Source organism: Nocardia sp. NPDC049526, assembly GCF_044465765.1.
Taxonomy (GTDB): domain Bacteria; phylum Actinomycetota; class Actinomycetes; order Mycobacteriales; family Mycobacteriaceae; genus Nocardia.
On the sequence record NZ_JBITMA010000026.1, the window covers coordinates 1 to 17,897 of the forward strand.

15 protein-coding genes, 1 rRNA gene and 1 pseudogene are annotated in these 17,897 nt (G+C 66.6%); 16 read left to right on the forward strand and 1 reads right to left on the reverse strand.

The window, feature by feature from the left end:
- The 7 genes and pseudogenes from rrf to recN form a co-directional block, all read left to right on the forward strand.
- Positions 1-88: ribosomal RNA gene (rrf, locus tag ACIBW7_RS41190) — 5S ribosomal RNA — on the forward strand; the annotation flags it as partial.
- An 819-nt stretch (positions 89-907) separates the two neighbouring features.
- Positions 908-1,993, forward strand: a pseudogene (locus ACIBW7_RS41195) (tetratricopeptide repeat protein); the annotation flags it as partial.
- A gap of 469 nt (positions 1,994-2,462) precedes the next feature.
- Positions 2,463-3,359 (forward strand): HAD-IIA family hydrolase, encoded by an 897-nt coding sequence (locus ACIBW7_RS41200; protein ID WP_397056257.1) that lies wholly within the window; start codon positions 2,463-2,465, stop codon positions 3,357-3,359.
- Positions 3,360-3,372: 13 nt separating this feature from the next.
- Positions 3,373-3,675 carry a hypothetical protein gene (locus ACIBW7_RS41205; protein ID WP_387298433.1) on the forward strand — a complete coding sequence of 101 codons (303 nt, stop codon included), beginning with the start codon at positions 3,373-3,375 and terminating at the stop codon, positions 3,673-3,675.
- A gap of 1 nt (position 3,676) precedes the next feature.
- A complete protein-coding gene (locus tag ACIBW7_RS41210; protein WP_397056259.1) occupies positions 3,677-4,498 on the forward strand; it encodes a TlyA family RNA methyltransferase in 822 nt (273 codons plus the stop codon).
- Positions 4,495-5,487, forward strand: coding sequence for an NAD kinase (locus tag ACIBW7_RS41215; protein ID WP_397056261.1), 993 nt, complete (start codon positions 4,495-4,497; stop codon positions 5,485-5,487). Before ACIBW7_RS41210 ends, ACIBW7_RS41215 begins: the two co-directional genes overlap by 4 nt.
- Positions 5,465-7,234, forward strand: a complete 1,770-nt coding sequence (gene recN / locus ACIBW7_RS41220; RefSeq protein ID WP_397056263.1) for a DNA repair protein RecN — start codon at positions 5,465-5,467, stop codon at positions 7,232-7,234. Before ACIBW7_RS41215 ends, recN begins: the two co-directional genes overlap by 23 nt.
- A 4-nt stretch (positions 7,235-7,238) precedes the next feature.
- Here recN and ACIBW7_RS41225 read toward each other — a convergent pair whose 3' ends face one another.
- Entirely contained in the window at positions 7,239-7,658 is a 420-nt protein-coding gene (locus tag ACIBW7_RS41225) for an SRPBCC family protein (RefSeq protein WP_329406622.1), read from the reverse strand.
- A gap of 159 nt (positions 7,659-7,817) precedes the next feature.
- On the opposite strand from ACIBW7_RS41225, the gene steA reads away from it, so the two are divergent.
- The 9 genes from steA to scpB all read left to right on the forward strand — a co-directional run bounded on the left by steA (position 7,818) and on the right by scpB (position 17,626).
- Entirely contained in the window at positions 7,818-9,032 is a 1,215-nt protein-coding gene (steA, locus tag ACIBW7_RS41230; protein ID WP_397056266.1) for a putative cytokinetic ring protein SteA, read from the forward strand.
- Positions 9,029-9,976 (forward strand): copper transporter, encoded by a 948-nt coding sequence (locus ACIBW7_RS41235; RefSeq protein WP_397056268.1) that lies wholly within the window; start codon positions 9,029-9,031, stop codon positions 9,974-9,976. Before steA ends, ACIBW7_RS41235 begins: the two co-directional genes overlap by 4 nt.
- Before the next feature lie 118 nt (positions 9,977-10,094).
- A complete protein-coding gene (locus ACIBW7_RS41240) occupies positions 10,095-11,816 on the forward strand; it encodes a CTP synthase (protein ID WP_397056270.1) in 1,722 nt (573 codons plus the stop codon).
- Entirely contained in the window at positions 11,817-12,476 is a 660-nt protein-coding gene (locus tag ACIBW7_RS41245) for an NUDIX domain-containing protein (RefSeq protein ID WP_397056272.1), read from the forward strand.
- Positions 12,477-12,488: 12 nt separating this feature from the next.
- Complete coding sequence (gene xerD, locus ACIBW7_RS41250; protein WP_397056274.1) at positions 12,489-13,439, forward strand: site-specific tyrosine recombinase XerD; 951 nt, start codon at positions 12,489-12,491, stop codon at positions 13,437-13,439.
- A gap of 105 nt (positions 13,440-13,544) precedes the next feature.
- A complete protein-coding gene (locus ACIBW7_RS41255) occupies positions 13,545-14,009 on the forward strand; it encodes a cupin domain-containing protein (protein ID WP_397056276.1) in 465 nt (154 codons plus the stop codon).
- A 226-nt stretch (positions 14,010-14,235) separates the two neighbouring features.
- Complete coding sequence (locus ACIBW7_RS41260) at positions 14,236-15,180, forward strand: ParA family protein (protein WP_397056378.1); 945 nt, start codon at positions 14,236-14,238, stop codon at positions 15,178-15,180.
- A gap of 185 nt (positions 15,181-15,365) precedes the next feature.
- Positions 15,366-16,169, forward strand: coding sequence for a segregation and condensation protein A (locus ACIBW7_RS41265; RefSeq protein WP_397056380.1), 804 nt, complete (start codon positions 15,366-15,368; stop codon positions 16,167-16,169).
- Positions 16,170-16,978: 809 nt separating this feature from the next.
- Complete coding sequence (gene scpB, locus ACIBW7_RS41270; RefSeq protein WP_397056382.1) at positions 16,979-17,626, forward strand: SMC-Scp complex subunit ScpB; 648 nt, start codon at positions 16,979-16,981, stop codon at positions 17,624-17,626.
- Positions 17,627-17,897 lie beyond the last annotated feature (271 nt).

Genomic DNA, 17,897 nt, shown 5'->3' on the forward strand with positions numbered 1-17,897 from the left:
CGGTCCCATTCCGAACCCGGAAGCTAAGGCCACCAGCGCCGATGGTACTGCACTCGACAGGGTGTGGGAGAGTAGGACACCGCCGGAACATCCTTCACGATAGGGGACCCAGAACTGGGTCCCCTATCGTCGTTTTTGCACCTATATCTATGCCGTGTTCGGGCCCGACCGCCGACACGTGATTGAATTCAGGGGTTCGACAACCTCTGGCGGAACCTAGAAAGGGGCCACCGTGTCGGAACAGAACGACGGCCGGAAGTCTTTCCGGCAGGACGGTCCCGACCGCGAGCGAGACGGCGACTCTCGCGGCTCTTCCGACCGAGGTGATTCCGGTGAACGGCGCGGCTTCAAACGCAGCGACTCGACCCGGGGTGGCTCGAACGATCGCGGCGACTTCAACCGCCGCAACGATTCCAATGATCGCAGCTCCGGCGACCGCGGTGGTTTCAAGCGCAGCGGATCCGGCGAGCGTGGCGACTCCGGTAACCGTGGCGGCTACAACCGCGGTGCCGATGATCGCGGAGGTTTCAATCGCGGCGGCGGCCGTGGCGGTTTCGAGCGCGGCGACTCCGGCCAGCGCGGTGATTCCGGTGAGCGCGGTGATTCCGGTGAGCGCGGTTTCAACCGAGGTGGTTCGGGTGAGCGTGGCGGATTCAAGCGCTCCGGTGATTCTGCCGACCGCGGTGGTTTCAACCGAGGCGGCTCGGGCGAACGTGGCGGTTTCAACCGCAGTGGCGATTCGGGCCGACGTGGCGATGCAGGCGAGCGTGGCGGTTTCAGCCGAGGTGGCTCCGGCGATCGCGGCCGTTTCGATCGGGGCGATTCCGGCGATCGCGGCGGTTTCAACCGTGGTGGTGACTCCGGTGAGCGCCGTGGCTTCAAACGCGGCGGCGATTCCGGACAGCGCAGTGATTCCGGCGATCGAAGTGGCTTCGGCCGCAGTGGTTCTGGTGACCGTGGCGGTTCCAGCCGTGGTTCTGGCGATCGTGGTGGTTTCAGCCGCGGCGGTTCGAGCGATCGCGGTGGTTTCAACCGTGGTGACTCGGGGGATCGCCGTGGTGGCAGCGGTGAGCGCGGTGGTTTCAAGCGTGGTGGCGACTCGAGACAGCGCGGCGACGTGAACGAAGGCACCGGGTACAAGCGGCGCGATGACGCCGAACAGCGTGGTGGTTTCAACCGTGGCGGTGACTCCGGTGGTCGCGGTGACTCCGGTCAGCGCGGCGGCTGGACCCGTGGCGACGACACACAGGATCGCCGTCGTGGTGGCGAGGGTGCACGTGCCGGGGGCGGTTCGGCTGATCGACGCGCGGCGCGTCCTGAAGAGCCGGATCTGCCCGATGACGTCCAGGCCGCCGACCTCGAAACCGAGGTGCGTCGCGACCTGTTGAGCCTGGACAAGAGCAATGCCGAAACGGTCGCCCGGCATCTCGTGATGGCCGCCAGACTCATCGACGACGATCCGCGTCTCGCTTTGGCTCATGCACGGGCCGCCCGCCAACGCGCCGGCCGCATTGCCGTGGTCCGCGAAACCGCGGGCGTCACCGCGTATCACGCGGGCGAGTGGGCCGAGGCCCTCTCCGAATTGCGCACGGCCCGCCGGATGTCCGGCGGTTCCGGTCTGCTCGCGGTCATGGCCGACTGCGAACGCGGCCTCGGCCGCCCCGAACGCGCCATCGAACTGGGCCGCAGCGACGAGGCCCGCGCCCTGCGCGGTGACGAGGCCACCGAACTCCGCATTGTGGTCGCCGGCGCCCGCATGGACCTCGGCCAGTACGACCAGGCCGTGGTCACGCTGCAAACCTCGGAACTCGACCCCTCCCGCACCGGCTCCGCCGCCGCCCGCCTCTTCTACGCTTATGCCGACGCCCTGGTCGCGGCGGGCCGCACGGCCGAGGGACTCACCTGGTTCCTCAACGCCGCCTCCGCCGACCTCGATGGTGAAACCGACGCCGAGGAACGCGCCGAGGAACTAACCGGCGACGCCGAGCTCTAGCGGCTCGGACCCGACACCGAAGAGTCCGTCGACTCAGGCCACACGTGCAGGGGCGGTCCGCCAGCCTGTCAACAGGGCACGGGATGCGGGCGCAGGGCCCCGGGGCATGTCGGAAACGGCGGCACAGTCTCGCGTGGGCCTATCCAGCGAAGGCGTGGGTTCTGAGATTGTGCACGGGGCCCGCCCAGTGTCTGCCGGTTCTGGTCTGCTCGTCGTAGCGGCTGACCACGAACGCGGTCTCGGTCGCCCCGAACGTCGTCAATCGAAGTCGGCTGCGAGTCGCGGGAAACACGGTGGGCGGTGTCGCGCAACGCGCTGGCCGTGCGAGGTTGCACGTCGCGCTGGCAAATTCGAGGGTGCGCTCGAAATGGGCTTGCGGCATACCGTCGGTCGACGCCGTCATTTTCCTGTCGGCGGACTGGCGTAGGGTTCGGGAAGGTGTCGGTCGGTTACATGGAGTGAGAGTGGTGTGAAGCGGCTACGAGAGCGGTATCAAGCCCTGCTGCTGGATCTGGACGGCACGCTGTATCGCGGGCCGGAGGTGATCGAGGGCGCGCCGGAGGCGTTGGCGGATTCCGTTGCGGCACAGCGGCTTGTGTATGTCACGAATAATGCGAGTCGCGGTCCGGATGTGGTCGCGCGGCATTTGGCCGAACTCGGGTTCGCGGCGAAAACCGATGACGTCGTAACCAGTGCGCAGGCGGCGGCGCGGTTGTTGGCCGAGCGGCTCGATTCCGGGGCAACGGTGTTGATCGTTGGCACCGATGACCTGGCCAAGGCGGTCGAGGCGGTCGGGCTGCGTTCGATCCGGCGCTTCAACGGCGCGGCGCCGGATGCTGTCGTACAAGGACATTCACCCGAAACCGCATGGCCGGATCTGGCCGAGGCAGCCTATGCGCTGAGCGCCGACGCACTGTGGGTTGCCGCCAATACCGATAAGACGCTGCCGAACGAGCGTGGCCTCGCGCCCGGCAACGGCGCCATGGTCGCCGCATTGCGTGCCGCCTCCGGAAGAGAGCCGGTTGTAGCGGGCAAACCCTATGCGCCACTACTGGAGGACGCCCTGGTGCGCGCCGGAACGCGCAGCGCGCTGGTCGTGGGCGACCGCCTGGACACCGACATCGAGGGCGCCAACCGCGTCGGCCTCGAATCGCTGTTGGTCCTGACCGGCGTGAGCACGCTCGAGGAATTACGCGACGCCCCGGCGGACCTGATCCCGACCTACGTCTCGGAGTCATTGGATGCACTGAATCATCCGCCGGTCGAGGACGAGGCGACCGACCTCGCCGACGACTTGGCGGAACGCTTGCGCAGTAACCCGGGACGAGCCGTAAGGGTGCGGGCGTCCGGTTCGGAAATCCGATAGCGTTGACCCCACGATGACTACTCCGATGCCACGCCCCAACGGACCCGGCTCGAACGGACCGCGCCCCGGGCCACCGCTGCCCGGCCAGCATCTGCCGGGTGCACAGGGACGCCCGGAGCCTGCTGACCCCGAGCGGATCCGCGCCGAGATCGACGGTCTGCTCGCCGAACTCGACGCGCGTCCGGCCTGGGCCGGACTGGCGGCGCCCCCGCCGACGGCCTCCGATTCCGGCGCCGATATCACCCGGCGCGCCCGCATCCTGGAACAGGCACATGAGGTGCTCGTACAGGCACTGGCCACGGTGGACAAGATCTGAGGTGGCCAGGCGCGCGCGGGTGGACGCCGAACTGGTTCGCCGCGGATTGGCGCGATCGCGTGAACATGCGGTCGAGCTGATCGGTGCGGGCCGCGTCCTGATTGCTGGAACGGTCGCTGTGAAGCCGGCGACTGCCGTGGAGACCGGCACGCCGTTGGTCGTGCGCGAGGAGCCCGACGAGGTGTCGTGGGCGTCGCGCGGTGCGCACAAGCTGCTCGGCGCGCTCGAAGCATTCGAACCCCTGGGCTTGACCGTCGGCGGGAAGCGCTGCCTGGATGCCGGTGCGTCGACCGGTGGCTTCACCGACGTACTGCTCTCCAGGCAGGCGCGTGAGGTCGTCGCCGTCGATGTCGGCTACGGCCAGCTGATCTGGCGGCTGCAGAACGACGATCGGGTGCGAGTCTTCGATCGCACCAATGTTCGCGCCATCACCCCCGAATCCATCGGCGGCACCGTCGAACTGGTTGTCGGCGATCTGTCGTTCATCTCACTGAATCTGGTGCTGCCCGCCCTCGCGGCCTGCTCCGCGCCGGGTGCCGATCTGTTGCCTATGGTCAAACCCCAGTTCGAGGTGGGCAAGGAGCGAGTAGGCTCCGGCGGTGTGGTGCGTGATCCCGCATTGCGCGCGGAAGTGGTGCGCGATGTCGCGGCGGCGGCCGCCGAATTGGGCTTGCGCACCGTCGGGGTGGTGGCCAGCCCGCTGCCCGGCCCATCGGGCAATGTCGAATACTTTGTGTGGCTGCGTAAAGACGGGCAGTTCGAGTACGACGGCGAGCAGGTCGCGGCCCTCGTCGAACGTGCGGTTGAGGAGGGTCCACAGTGAACGCGCTGACGCCGGCCGAATCCAGAGAGATTTTGCTGGTTTCGCATCCGGGCCGGGCGGAGATCATCGAAACCGCTCATCGTGTCGCGAAGATTTTCGCGGACGCGGGTATCGGGCTGCGCGTGCTGGCGGACGAGGCGGACAGCACCCGATTCGACTGTGAACCCGACACCCTGGGCGGGACGGCCGTCGCGGAACCGGGCGGATATCCGGCGCGCGTGGTCGAGCATTGCCCGGACGCGGCGGTCGGCTGCGAGATGGTGCTTTCGCTCGGTGGTGACGGCACCTTCCTGCGCGCGGCCGAACTGGCCAGGCCAGCTGGGGTGCCGGTGCTCGGAATCAACCTGGGCCGCATCGGTTTTCTCACCGAGGCCGAGGCTGAACACCTCGATGAGGCATTGGCGAGCGTGGTCCGCGGTGATTACCGACTCGAGCATCGGATGACCATCGATGTGAACGTCCGGGTGGACGACGAGATCGTCGAAACCGGTTGGGCGCTCAATGAAGCCAGCATCGAGAACGCCTCGCGCATGGGTGTGCTGGAGGTGGTCCTGGAGGTCGACGGGCGGCCGGTTTCGCAATTCGGCTGCGATGGCATCCTCATCTCCACACCGACCGGATCGACCGCCTACGCGTTCTCCGCGGGCGGCCCGGTGGTGTGGCCGGAACTCGAAGCGCTGCTGGTGATTCCGAGCAATGCGCACGCCCTGTTCGCGCGGCCGCTGGTGACCAGTCCGGAGTCCAGGATCGCGGTCGAATCCGTTGCGGCGGGCCATGATGCGATAGTTTTCCTGGATGGCAGGCGCACCCTGGCATTGCCGAAGGGCGGCCGGCTCGAGGCGGTCCGCGGCGCAGAACCGGTGCGGTGGGTGCGGTTGGATTCCGCACCGTTCGCGGACCGGATGGTGCGCAAATTCCAATTGCCCGTGACAGGCTGGCGTGGCCGACGGCGAACGGAGATCACACGTGCTGACAGAGATCAGGATTGACGGGCTTGGCGTCATATCCACGGCCACCGCGCAATTCCATGAGGGTCTGACGGTTCTGACCGGTGAGACCGGCGCCGGTAAGACCATGGTGGTGACCAGCCTGCACCTGCTCAGCGGGGCGCGGGCCGATGCGGGCCGGGTCCGGTTGGGTGCGGACCGGGCCGTGGTCGAGGGCCGGTTCACCGTCGACGAGGTGAATACCACCGCGCAGAAGCAAGTGCAGGAAGTCCTGGAATCGGCTGCGGCCGAACGCGATGACGACGGCAGCATCATCGCGATCCGCACCGTCGGCAGTGACGGGCGCTCCCGCGCGCACCTGGGTGGGCGCGGCGTACCCGCCTCTGTCCTTGCCGATTTCACCGCGCCGTTGCTGACCGTGCACGGTCAGAACGACCAACTGCGCCTGCAGCGTCCGGATCAGCAGCTGTCCGCACTGGATCAGTTCGCCGCCGATACGGTCGGTTCGCTGCTGCGCAAGTACCAGGTGCAGCGGCGATCCTGGCTCGATGCCCGCAACGAGCTGCTCGAACGTACCGCCCGCAGTAGGGAACTCGCGCTGGAGGCCGACCGGCTGAAGCATTCGCTGTCCGAAATCGATGCCATCGCACCGGAACCCGGTGAGGACGAGCGCATCGTGGACGAGGTGCGCAGGCTCAGCGATCTGGATTCGCTGCGTGAGGCCGCCGCCATCGCGCACGATGCCTTGGCTGGTCCCGCCGATTCGCCCGAGGACGGTTCGGGCGCACTGGAATTGCTCGGTGCCGCGCGGGCCCGCATCGAATCGGCCCACGATCCGGCGCTGACCGCGCTCGGGCCGCGGCTCGGTGAGGCCATCGCGGTGGTCGTCGATCTCACCACCGAGCTCAGTGGCTATCTGTCGGATTTGCCTTCGGACCCGGGCGCTTTGGATTCGCTGCTCACTCGGCAGGCCGAATTGAAATCGCTGACGCGCAAGTACGCACCGGATGTCGACGGGGTCATCGCGTGGGCGGATGAGGCGCGCACGCGTCTGGGCTCGCTCGATGTCTCCGAAGATGCGTTGGCCGCGCTGGCGGCGGAGGTGGATATCGCCGCGGACCGCGTTCGGGAAGCGGCACGCAAATTGACTGCGGCGCGCACCAAGTCGGCGGGCAAGCTCGCCTCGGCGGTGAGCGCAGAACTCGGTGGGCTTGCGATGGGCAAGGCGAAGCTCGAGGTCGTGGTGCGGCCGGTGCCGGCAAGCCCGCAGGATTCCGCGCCGCTGGCGGTGGACGGACAGGAATTGCATGCGGGTTCGACCGGTGTCGACGAGGTGGAATTCCGGCTGTCCGCGCATTCCGGCGCGCAGTCGTTGCCGTTGAGCAAGAGCGCATCGGGTGGTGAGCTGTCGCGCGTGATGCTGGCTCTCGAAGTGGTGCTCGCCAGTTCGGATCACGGCGCGACCATGGTGTTCGACGAGGTCGATGCCGGTGTCGGCGGCCGGGCCGCGGTCGAGATCGGCCGCCGACTGGCTCGGCTCGCGCGCACCCATCAGGTGATTGTGGTGACCCACTTGCCGCAGGTCGCGGCATTCGCCGACACCCATCTGGTGGTGGACAAGTCCGATGACGGCAAGGGCAAGGTGAACAGCGGCGTCCGGGCACTGACCAAGGATGAGCGCGTCATCGAATTGGCTCGCATGCTGGCCGGTCTCGATGACACCGAAACCGGCCGAGCCCACGCCGAAGAATTGCTCGCAACCGCCCGCGCCGAACGCGCCCTCGCCTGACGATTCAGCGCAGGGCTTTTTGGGCGCCCTTGATGAACTGGTTGATGAGGTTCTTCAGGCCGAATTCCAGGACCTTCGCCGGGACGGGAAGGCTGGGCTCGGACTCCATCGTGTAGGAGACCAGGGTGCCGTTATCGGCGTCGGTAAAGGTGATGGTGCCGACGTGCCGCTTCACCGGCGCACCCTTGATGATCTTGTATTCCATGAGCTCGCCGGGGACCAGCTTGGTGGTCTCCTCCACGATGCCGACGCCGGCCTTGCCGATGAAGTACTGCGCGCCGACGCCCGTCGGGGTGGGCGAGCCGGGGGTCTTCAGGGTGAAGTCGACCGGGATGTACGGGTTGATGCCATCCCGCTCGGTGAAGAACTTGTAGACGACATCGCGCGGTGCCGCGATCACGGCGTCGACGGTACTGCTGACCATGGTGACTCCTATTCGGGATATCTGTGACCCGCAGCATACGGGTACTTGTTGGCGCGCTATCGGCGCGGCGTGGTGTTCGTGTTATCACAGTGACGAATGTGACAGGTGATTCGGCGCGCCTCCACCAATGGTTGAGGGTTTGCGGCCAGGATCGGCCCCATGAAGATGTTGGCGTTGTTGTCGAAGAGCACCGAAGCGCTGCCCGGGCTGACCGGGACAGCTCGGGTTGACCGCAACACCAGGCGTCTGCTGAAGCGGGTCGGGCCCGGTGATGTCGTAATACTCGATGAGATGGATCTGGATCGGCTCACCGCCGATCGGTTGGTCGAGGCGGGTGTGGTCGCGGTGGTGAACACTTCGCCATCGATCTCGGGCCGCTACCCCAATCTGGGGCCGGAAGTGCTGGCCGCCAACGGGATTCTGCTGCTGGACACCGTGAGTTCGGATGCCTTCCGGATCAAGGACGGCACCAAGGTCCGCATCGATGAGGGCGTCGTCTACTCCGACAAACTGGTCAAGAAGGAGCCCGAGGTCCTGGTCACGGGTATCGAGCTGACCGAATCCGATATCGCCGAGCGAATGATCGAGGCGCGCAACGGTCTCGCCGATCATCTGGAGGCCTTCGCGGGCAACACCATCGAATTCATTCGCACGGAGAGTGCGCTGCTCATCGACGGTATCGGGGTGCCGGAGCTCGAGCTGAACATGAAGAATCGGCATGTGGTCGTGGTGGCAGACGGCCCGGAGCACGCCGACGATCTCAAGCGACTGAAGCCCTTCATCAAGGAGTACGCGCCGATCATGGTCGGCGTCGGCCGCGGTGCGGACACCTTGATGAAGCAGGGCTACCGCCCCGATCTGATCGTCGGCGACCCGGACGAAATCACCACCGCCACCTTGAAATCCGGTGCCGAGATGATCCTGCCCGCCGATACCGACGGCCACGCCAAGGGACTGGAACGCATCCAGGATCTCGGCATCGGCGCGACGACCTTCCCGTCGTCCGGCGCGGCTTCCGACCTGGCCCTGCTACTGGCTCACCACCACGGTGCGTCGCTCATCGTGACCGCCGGCGCCGCCGCCTCGCTGGACGATTTCTTCGACCGCGGCCGCCGCGACAGCAATCCGGCGACCTTCCTCACCCGCCTGAAAATCGGCACCAAACTCGTGGATGCCAAAGCGGTCGGCACGCTCTACCGCAACCGGGCGTCCGGTACGGCCATCGCGATGGTCGTACTCGCCGCCCTGGTCGCGGTGATCGTGGCCATGCTCGCCTCGAATATGGGGACCGAGGCGCTGGATTGGGCCGCTGATATCTGGAACCGCTTCACGCTGTGGGCCGAGGGCCTAGCCGGTGCGGGAGGGAATCGATGATTTCGATTCGGCAGCACGCGGTTTCGATCGTCGCGATCTTCCTGGCCCTCGCCGTCGGCGTGGTGCTCGGGTCGCAGACAGTGGCGGCGGACCTGCTGTCCGGATTGCGCGCGGATAAAACCGATCTGCGCAAACAGCTCGACGTGGCCACCGATCAGAACCGGCGGTTCGGCGACGAAATGAATGCCGCGGACCGGTTCATCGCCGGATCGGCGGGGCGGATCCTCGGCGGCACGCTCACCGACCGCAGCGTCGTGGTGTTCACGACCCCCGATGCCGAACCCGCCGATGTCGAGGCCGTCGCGAAGGATCTGGAAACCTCGGGCGCCACCGTGACCGGCCGCATCGCACTCAACGACGCCTTCCTCGACGCCGCCGAGGGCGACCGGATGCGCACCGCGGTCACCAATGTCATCCCGGCGGGCGCGCAGCTGCGCACCGGCCAGGTGGATCAGGGCAGTATGGCGGGCGATCTGCTCGGCCTGGTGCTGCTGCTCGATCCCGCGAGCGCGCAACCGCGCAGCACCCCGCAGGAGTTGAGCCTGGTGCTGGAGACGTTGCGCGGCGGCGGTTTTCTCGCCTACGGCGACACCCCGACGCAGGCCGCGAACCTCGCCGTCGTCGTCACCGGCGATGGCACGAAGTCCAGTGAGAACAGTCAGGGCAGCAATCTCGCCCGATTCGCCGGTGCCCTGCGTGGCCGGGGTGCCGGGGCGGTGCTGGCGGGGCGATCCGGCGCCGCCGACAATCCGGGCCCGATCGCGATCATTCGTTCCGACGCCGCGCTCGCCACCGCCGTCACCACCGTCGACAATCTCGACCGTGATATCGGCCGCGTCACCACCGTGCTCGGCCTGAGCGAGCAGCTCAACGGCGGCGCAGGCCGATACGGAACCGGCACCAAGGCGACCTCCCTCACACTCGTCGCACTGCCCGCGAGCTGATCCATCCGCCCCTCGATGCCTCGTGCTGCGAACATGGCGTCGATCGATCGCAGCGACTCGGTGGCAAACGTGCGCGGCGTGTGATCAGACCAGCAATTTCGTGTTACCGTGAAGACCCGTGGGTCATACACGGAATCAGGCGCGAACGGCCACGAAGCACATCTTCGTCAGCGGTGGTGTCGCCTCCTCATTGGGTAAGGGTCTTACCGCCTCCAGCCTCGGTCAGCTGCTGACCGCGCGCGGACTGCGGGTGACCATGCAGAAACTCGACCCGTACTTGAACGTCGATCCGGGCACCATGAATCCGTTCCAGCACGGAGAAGTGTTCGTCACCGAGGACGGCGCGGAGACCGATCTCGACGTCGGCCACTACGAGCGGTTCCTCGATCGGGACCTGTCCCGGGACGCGAATGTGACTACCGGGCAAATCTATTCGTCGGTGATCGCCAAGGAGCGTCGCGGCGAATACCTCGGTGACACGGTGCAGGTTATCCCGCACATCACCGACGAGATCAAGAGCCGCATTCTGGCGATGCAGGGGCCGGATCTGCAGGGGCAGGTGCCCGATGTGGTGATCACCGAAATCGGTGGCACCGTCGGCGATATCGAATCGCAGCCCTTCCTCGAGGCCGCGCGCCAGATCCGCCACGATGTGGGCCGGGACAATGTTTTCTTCCTGCACGTATCGCTGGTGCCCTACCTCGCGCCATCGGGTGAGCTCAAGACCAAGCCGACCCAGCATTCGGTGGCCGCGCTGCGCAATATCGGTATCCAGCCCGACGCGCTGATCCTGCGTTGCGATCGCGAGGTGCCGCAGGCGCTCAAGAGCAAGATCGCGCTGATGTGCGACGTCGATGTGGATGCGTGCATCTCCACGCCGGACGCGCCGTCGATCTACGACATTCCCAAGGTGCTGCACCGTGAAGGCCTTGACGCCTATGTGGTGCGCAGGCTCGGGCTGCCGTTCCGGGATGTGGACTGGACGGTGTGGGGCGATCTGCTGGATCGGGTGCACCAGCCGCGGGAGACCGTCGAGGTCGCACTTGTCGGCAAGTATGTCGATCTGCCCGATGCGTATCTGTCGGTGACCGAGGCGTTGCGCGCGGGCGGATTCGCTTCGCGGGCCAAGGTGAATATCCGCTGGGTGCAGTCGGATGAGTGCGAGACCCCGGCGGGTGCGCAGGCCGCGCTGCGCGATGTGGACGCGGTGCTGATTCCGGGCGGGTTCGGTATCCGTGGCATCGAGGGTAAAGTCGGCGCCATCAAATACGCGCGGACCCGGGGGCTTCCGCTGCTCGGTCTGTGTCTGGGCCTGCAGTGTGTGGTCATCGAGGCCGCGCGTTCGGTCGGATTGGCCGAAGCCAATTCGGCCGAATTCGAGCCGGACACACCGCATCCGGTGATTTCGACCATGGCCGATCAGAAGGAGATCGTGGCCGGTGAGGCCGATCTCGGCGGCACCATGCGCCTCGGCGCTTACCCGGCGACGCTGCAGAAGGGTTCGGTGGTCGCACAGGCCTACGGCACCGACCAGGTCTCCGAGCGGCACCGGCATCGCTACGAGGTGAACAACGCCTACCGGGACAAGATCGCCACCAGCGGTTTGAAATTCAGCGGTACCTCCCCCGACGGGCATCTGGTCGAATTCGTCGAGCTGCCCGCGGATAAGCATCCGTTCTTCGTGGCCACCCAGGCGCATCCGGAGCTCAAGAGCCGCCCGACTCGCCCGCATCCACTGTTCGCGGCGCTGATCGCGGCGGCGCTGAAATATAAACTGGCCGAGCGGCTTCCGGTCGATATCCCGGACGAAGAGTTCGCGAACGCAGATCAGGCATCGTAGATGAGTGAGCACGGGGGAGCCCAGCCGGGCAGCCACGACTTCGAGACCGTGGCGAGCAAGACCATGTACAGCGGTGCCATCCTCGCCTTGCGGCTCGACCAGGTGGCGATGCCGGGCGGACGCGTCGTCGAGCGCGAGGTGATCGAACATCATGCGGCGGTTGCGGTTGCGGCCATCGATGATGCCGACAATGTGGTGCTGATAAGGCAGTATCGGCATCCGATCGGTCGGCGGCTGCTCGAGCTGCCCGCCGGATTGCTCGATGTGCCCGGCGAGGATCCGCTGGCAGCGGCCAAGCGCGAATTGGCCGAGGAGACCGGACTGGCCGCCAGGGAATGGTCGGTTTTGGTCGATGTCGCGCTGTCGCCCGGATTCACCGATGAGGCGCTGCGGGTGTATGCCGCGCGGGGTCTGTACGAAACCGATCGGCCGGAGCCGGAATTGGAGGAGGCGGACCTGGAATTGGTCCGCCTGCCGGTGGAGGAGGCCGTGCGGGACGCATTGGCCGGTGAGATCGTCAATGCCACGGCCGTCGCCGGTCTGCTCGCGCTCGCGGCCGCCAGGGCGGGTGGGGTGCAGTTGCGTCCGGCCGACGCGCCGTGGCCGGGGCAGCCCACCGCATTCCTGCGCCGCAAGGCGCAGCGGCAGTCCGAAGACTGACGGGTCCGGGCGGTGCTCGCGCGGGAGGTCGACGCCTACCTCGATCATCTTGCGGTCGAGCGCGGCGCCGCCCGCAACACGCTCGGTGCGTACCGTCGCGATCTCGACCGGTATCGGGATTTCCTGATCGGGCGCGGGATTACGGCGCTCGAGCAGGTTTCCGAATCCGATGTCGCGGAGTTCACGATGGTGCTGCGAGCGGGCGGGGAGACGCACCCGCCGCTGGCCGCGAGTTCGGTCGCTCGTGCGCTGATCGCGGTGCGCGGGCTGCATCGCTTCGCCGCGTCGGAGGGTATGACGAGTACCGATGTCGCACATGCGGTCAAGCCGCCGACCCCGGGGCGGCGGTTGCCGAAAGCGCTGCCTTACGAACAGGTGCTGCGGCTGCTGGAGGCGGCTGGCGGCGGGCCGATCGATGATGCGAATGGATCCGGAAACGATGGCGGGCCGCGCGGATTGCGCGATCGGGCGCTGCTCGAGCTGCTGTATTCGACCGGGGCGCGGATTTCGGAGATGGTCGGGCTCGATGTGGACGATCTCGATACCGAAGAACGCGCTGTTATGTTGCACGGCAAGGGCGGCAAGCAGCGCATGGTTCCGATCGGCAGGCCCGCGCTGGCGGCTGTCGACGCCTATCTGGTGCTGGGACGGCCGGTGCTCGCCGCGAATGGGAAAGGCATTGCGGGCGCGCTGTTTCTGAATGCCCGCGGTGGTCGGTTGTCGCGGCAGAGTGCCTGGCAGGTTTTGCAGACCGCCGCCGAGCGGGCGGGCATCGGGGCTACCGTTTCGCCGCATACGCTGCGCCATTCCTTCGCAACGCATTTGCTCGACGGGGGTGCGGATGTGCGTGTGGTCCAGGAACTTCTGGGGCATGCGTCGGTGACGACCACTCAGATCTACACCTTGGTCACTGTGAACACGCTTCGTGAGGTTTGGGCAACCGCTCACCCCCGCGCACGCTGACCCACTGGACTCCGGCGACCGCTGCGGAAGAATTGGGACCGCGGTCCGGTTGTGTCGGTATGTTGGGATCGAGTGGTCTCGGCATACCGACGTGAGGTGAGTTGGATGGCAAAGGCTTTCATCGTTCAGGAGCACGATGTCGAGGCGGTGGCGCTGCCCGGTGGCGGATCGTTCCGGTTACTCGAGGATAGCGAGAATACCGATGGGCTGTTCGGAGCGAACCGGCTCGTCCTGCAGGCGGGCGCGGATGGGACCAGACCGCACCATCACACGAAGTCCACGGAAATCTTCTACATCCTGGACGGGACCATGGAATTCCTCGTCGACGGCGAACGGCATGCGATCGCGAAGGGTGGTCTGGTGGTGGTTCCGCCGGGTACTGTCCATGCCTTCGGGGCGTCCGGCGACGGTCCCGCCGAGTTCTTCGCGGTACTCACACCGGGTATCGTCCGGTTCGAGTACTTCCGGCAGCTCGGTCGTATCGCTCGGGGTGAGGCGGATTGGGAGAGCATGGATGAGCTCCACGATCGGTTCGACGTCCATTTCGACGGCGGACCGAATTGGCGTTAGGGGAGTGGACGCCTGCGCAGGTAAACGCGGGTGTCGCGTGTCCGAGCGTGGGTCTTGCGCCGTCAAGCGGTAGCGTCTATCGAGAGCTGGACCGTACGAAAGCGAGGTCGGGCCTGATCGGCCTCGCTACGCTCGGGCAGATGATGCCGGAGTCGGACGAAGGCAACGGGCAGGAACCTATAAGGAGCAGCGGATCGTGACGACAGCCGGTGCGGCAGAGCCGCCGATGAGTGCTGGGGCACAGCCGCTTACGGGTCCCCGGACGGGTCCGTACTCGGCAGCCGCGGCGGAAACGCTGTGGGGCGACGGCGCCGAACCCGTCCCCGACGATGCGACGCTCGGCCCGACCGGCCGCCCGCTGCGTGTCGTGCCCGACCCGCCGCCGGTCGAAAACCACGGTGATGCGCTGATCGTCGCGATGTGCAATCAGAAGGGTGGCGTCGGCAAGACCACCTCGACCATCAATCTGGGCGCCGCGCTCGCGGAGTTCGGTCGGCGGGTGCTGCTGGTCGACCTGGATCCGCAGGGTGCGCTGTCGGCGGGATTGGGTGTGGCCCACCACGATCTCGATCTGACTGTGCACAACCTGCTCATCGGATCCAAGGTCTCGATCGACGATGTCCTGATGGAGACCCGCGTCGAGAATCTGGACCTGCTGCCGAGCAATATTGATCTGTCGGCCGCGGAAATCCAGCTGGTCAACGAGGTCGGCCGGGAGCAGACACTGGGCCGCGCACTGGAATCGGTGCGCGATCGCTACGACTACATCCTCATCGACTGCCAGCCGTCGCTCGGCCTGCTCACGGTGAATGCGCTGGCCTGTTCCGATGGCGTGATCATTCCGATGGAGTGCGAATACTTTTCGCTGCGTGGACTCGCCCTGCTCAACGACACCGTGGAGAAGGTGCGGGACCGCTTGAACCAGCGCCTGAGCCTGTACGGCATCGTTGTGACCATGTTCGACGCACGGCTACTACATTCGCGTCAGGTCATGGCGCGCGTCGTCGAAGTGTTCGGCGACCTGGTGTACGACACGGCGATCGCGCGCACCGTACGTTTTCCGGACGCCAGCGTCGCGGGTGAACCCATCACCACGTGGGCACCGAAATCGAGTGGGGCCGAAGCATATCGGGCGATGGCGCGGGAAGTCATCCACCGGTCCGGCCGGTGATCGGCGGTACCGAACCGGCGCCATCGACTAACACGGATACGCTCGGCTCGGAGTCTGATGAGTTCGTCGATCGGGACTCCGACGCCGGGCGTGCCGCGTCGGCTGCGAACGACTCCGCCGCGGATGATCCGCCCGGTAGATCTGGCGGCGAGAGTGAGCCGACGGCGCAGACTTCCGGGTTCCAGCTGCGGCTGAGCAACTTCCAAGGGCCGTTCGATCTGCTGCTGAATCTGATCAGTTCGCGCAAACTCGATGTCACCGAGGTCGCGTTGCATCAGGTGACCGACGAATTCATCGCCTACACAAAGGCTTTGACCGCCAGCATCGGGCAGCAGGCGTTGCGTGCGGACAAGATCCTGGATCAGACCACCGAATTCCTTGTCGTCGCGGCGACATTGCTGGATCTCAAGGCGGCGCGACTGCTGCCGTCGGGTGAGGTGACCGACACCGAGGATCTCGAACTGCTCGAGGCACGCGATCTGCTCTTCGCCCGGCTGCTGCAGTACCGCGCGTTCAAACAGGTCGCCGAACTGCTCGGGGAACTGGAGGCGGTCGCGTTGCGGCGGTACCCGCGCGCGGTCGGGCTGGAGGAGCGCTACGCCGACCTGCTGCCCGAGGTTACGCTGGGAGTTGACGTAAACCAGTTCGCCGCGATCGCCGCGACGGCCTTCCGGCCTCGCCCGGCGCCGCGGGTTGGACTCGACCACCTGCACCAGCACGCCTTCTCGGTCGCCGAACAGGCCGCGCTCGTGCTCGAACAGCTCAAACTGCGCGGACCGGGCGGCTGGACGACCTTCGGTGAACTGGTCGCCGACTGTGATCTGCCGATCCAGATCGTCGCCCGCTTCCTGGCACTGCTCGAGCTGTACCGGGGCAAGACGATCGAGTTCGACCAGCCCGACCCGCTCGGCCCGCTCTCGATCAGCTGGACCGGCGACCCCAAGGACGAGACCGCCGACACCGTGACCATCGAGGAGGACTACGGGTGAGTGAGCGCACCGACGACGCGACACCCCTCGAGCACAACGGCATCGAGCATGACACCGGGGTCGTGGGCGAGCAGGTCGACGGTAGTGACGGTGCAGTGATCGCGCGGAGCGGCGAGGCATCGGGCGCGAGTGCGGCGGAATCGGGCGACGCGGCGGCATCGCCGAGTGACGAGCGCATCGAAGATGCCGCGGATGCGAGCGTGCCCGGCTCCGACGGCAGTGCGGCGCTGAGTTCGAGCGCCGGTGTGGCGGTGGGCGCGAGTGCCGCAGAATCGAGCGTCGACAAGGCGGCGTCGAGTGGGCGCGATGAGTTCATCGAAGATGCCGCGGATGCGAGCGTGCCCGGCTCCGACGGCAGTGCGGCGAATTCGAGCGGTGGCGATGCCAAGGATGCGCCGACCTCGAGCGACCCGGGAGCGGCGGCTGTAAGCAGTCGAATTGTCGATCCGGATTCCTCGAGCGCGGTCGAGCCGAGCCACAGCGAGCAGGCATCGGGCGGAGTAGAAGGCGCCGCGGGGCGCACCGATATGCCGCCGACGAGCGGCGGGGGCGAGGAGCCAGCAGCTTCGGCAGGTGCGACGGATGCCGTAAGCAGTCCAATCGTCGACGCGGCTTCCTCGGGCACGGCCGAGCCGAGCGTCAGCGAGCAGGTAGCGCCGAGCACCGAGGATGGCGACGGTGTCGCTGGAGGACCGAGTGAGACGCGGCCGGGGAGTGGCAGGGACGAGGCCCCAGCTTCTGCGAGTGCGACGAAGACCGCACGTGCGACGAAGAACAAAAAAGATGCCGGCGCCGGTTCCGATGACGAAGTGGCGGAGTTCACGCTCGAACCGCTGGATGACGATGAATTCCGGTCGGCGTTGGAGGCGATGCTGCTCATTGTGGACGCTCCGGCCCCGGTAGAACTGCTGGCCGACGCGTTGCAGGACAAACCGGCGCGGGTGGAGCGGGCGCTGCACGAAATGGCCGCGGAACTGTCCGCGCGGGCCAGTGGCATCGATCTGCGTTTCGTGGGTGACGGGTGGCGCTTCTATACTCGCAGCGAGTACGCGCCGTATGTGGAACGGATGCTGCTCGACGGTGCCCGGTCGAAATTGACCAGGGCCGCTTTGGAAACATTGGCGGTGGTGGCATACCGCCAACCGGTGACCCGGACCAGGGTCAGCGCGGTGCGCGGCGTGAACGTCGACGGTGTGATGCGAACCCTGCTGGCTCGCGGATTGATCGCCGAGGCCGGGGTCGACCCGGAAACGAACGGCACGCAGTACTGCACGACCGAACTGTTCCTGGAGCGGATCGGACTCGCATCGCTGTCCGATCTGCCGCCACTGGCGCCCCTGCTGCCGGGTGTCGACCTGATCGACGAGATCAACGAGAGCTTGGACACGGACCCCCGTTACACCAGGTTGAAGAAATCCGCCGAGACCGATTTGGATCTCGGTACCGAAGAAGACTGACAGGACAACATGAATACGCCCGCTCGCCGAGATGGCACACCGGATCGTAGGAACAGAAGCGACCAGCCCGGAAGGGGCGGCGCAGGCCGAAACGCACGCGACGCGCGTTCGGCACAACGGGGAGGTACGCAAAGGGGAAGTACGCCGCGCGGGGCCGGATGGGGAGGCTCCGAGCGCGGCTCCTCACAAGGTGGTTACCGGGGGAATGAACAGAGCGGCGGCGATCGCGGGGGCTACCGCGGTTCCGCGCAGGGCGACCGCGGCTACCGCG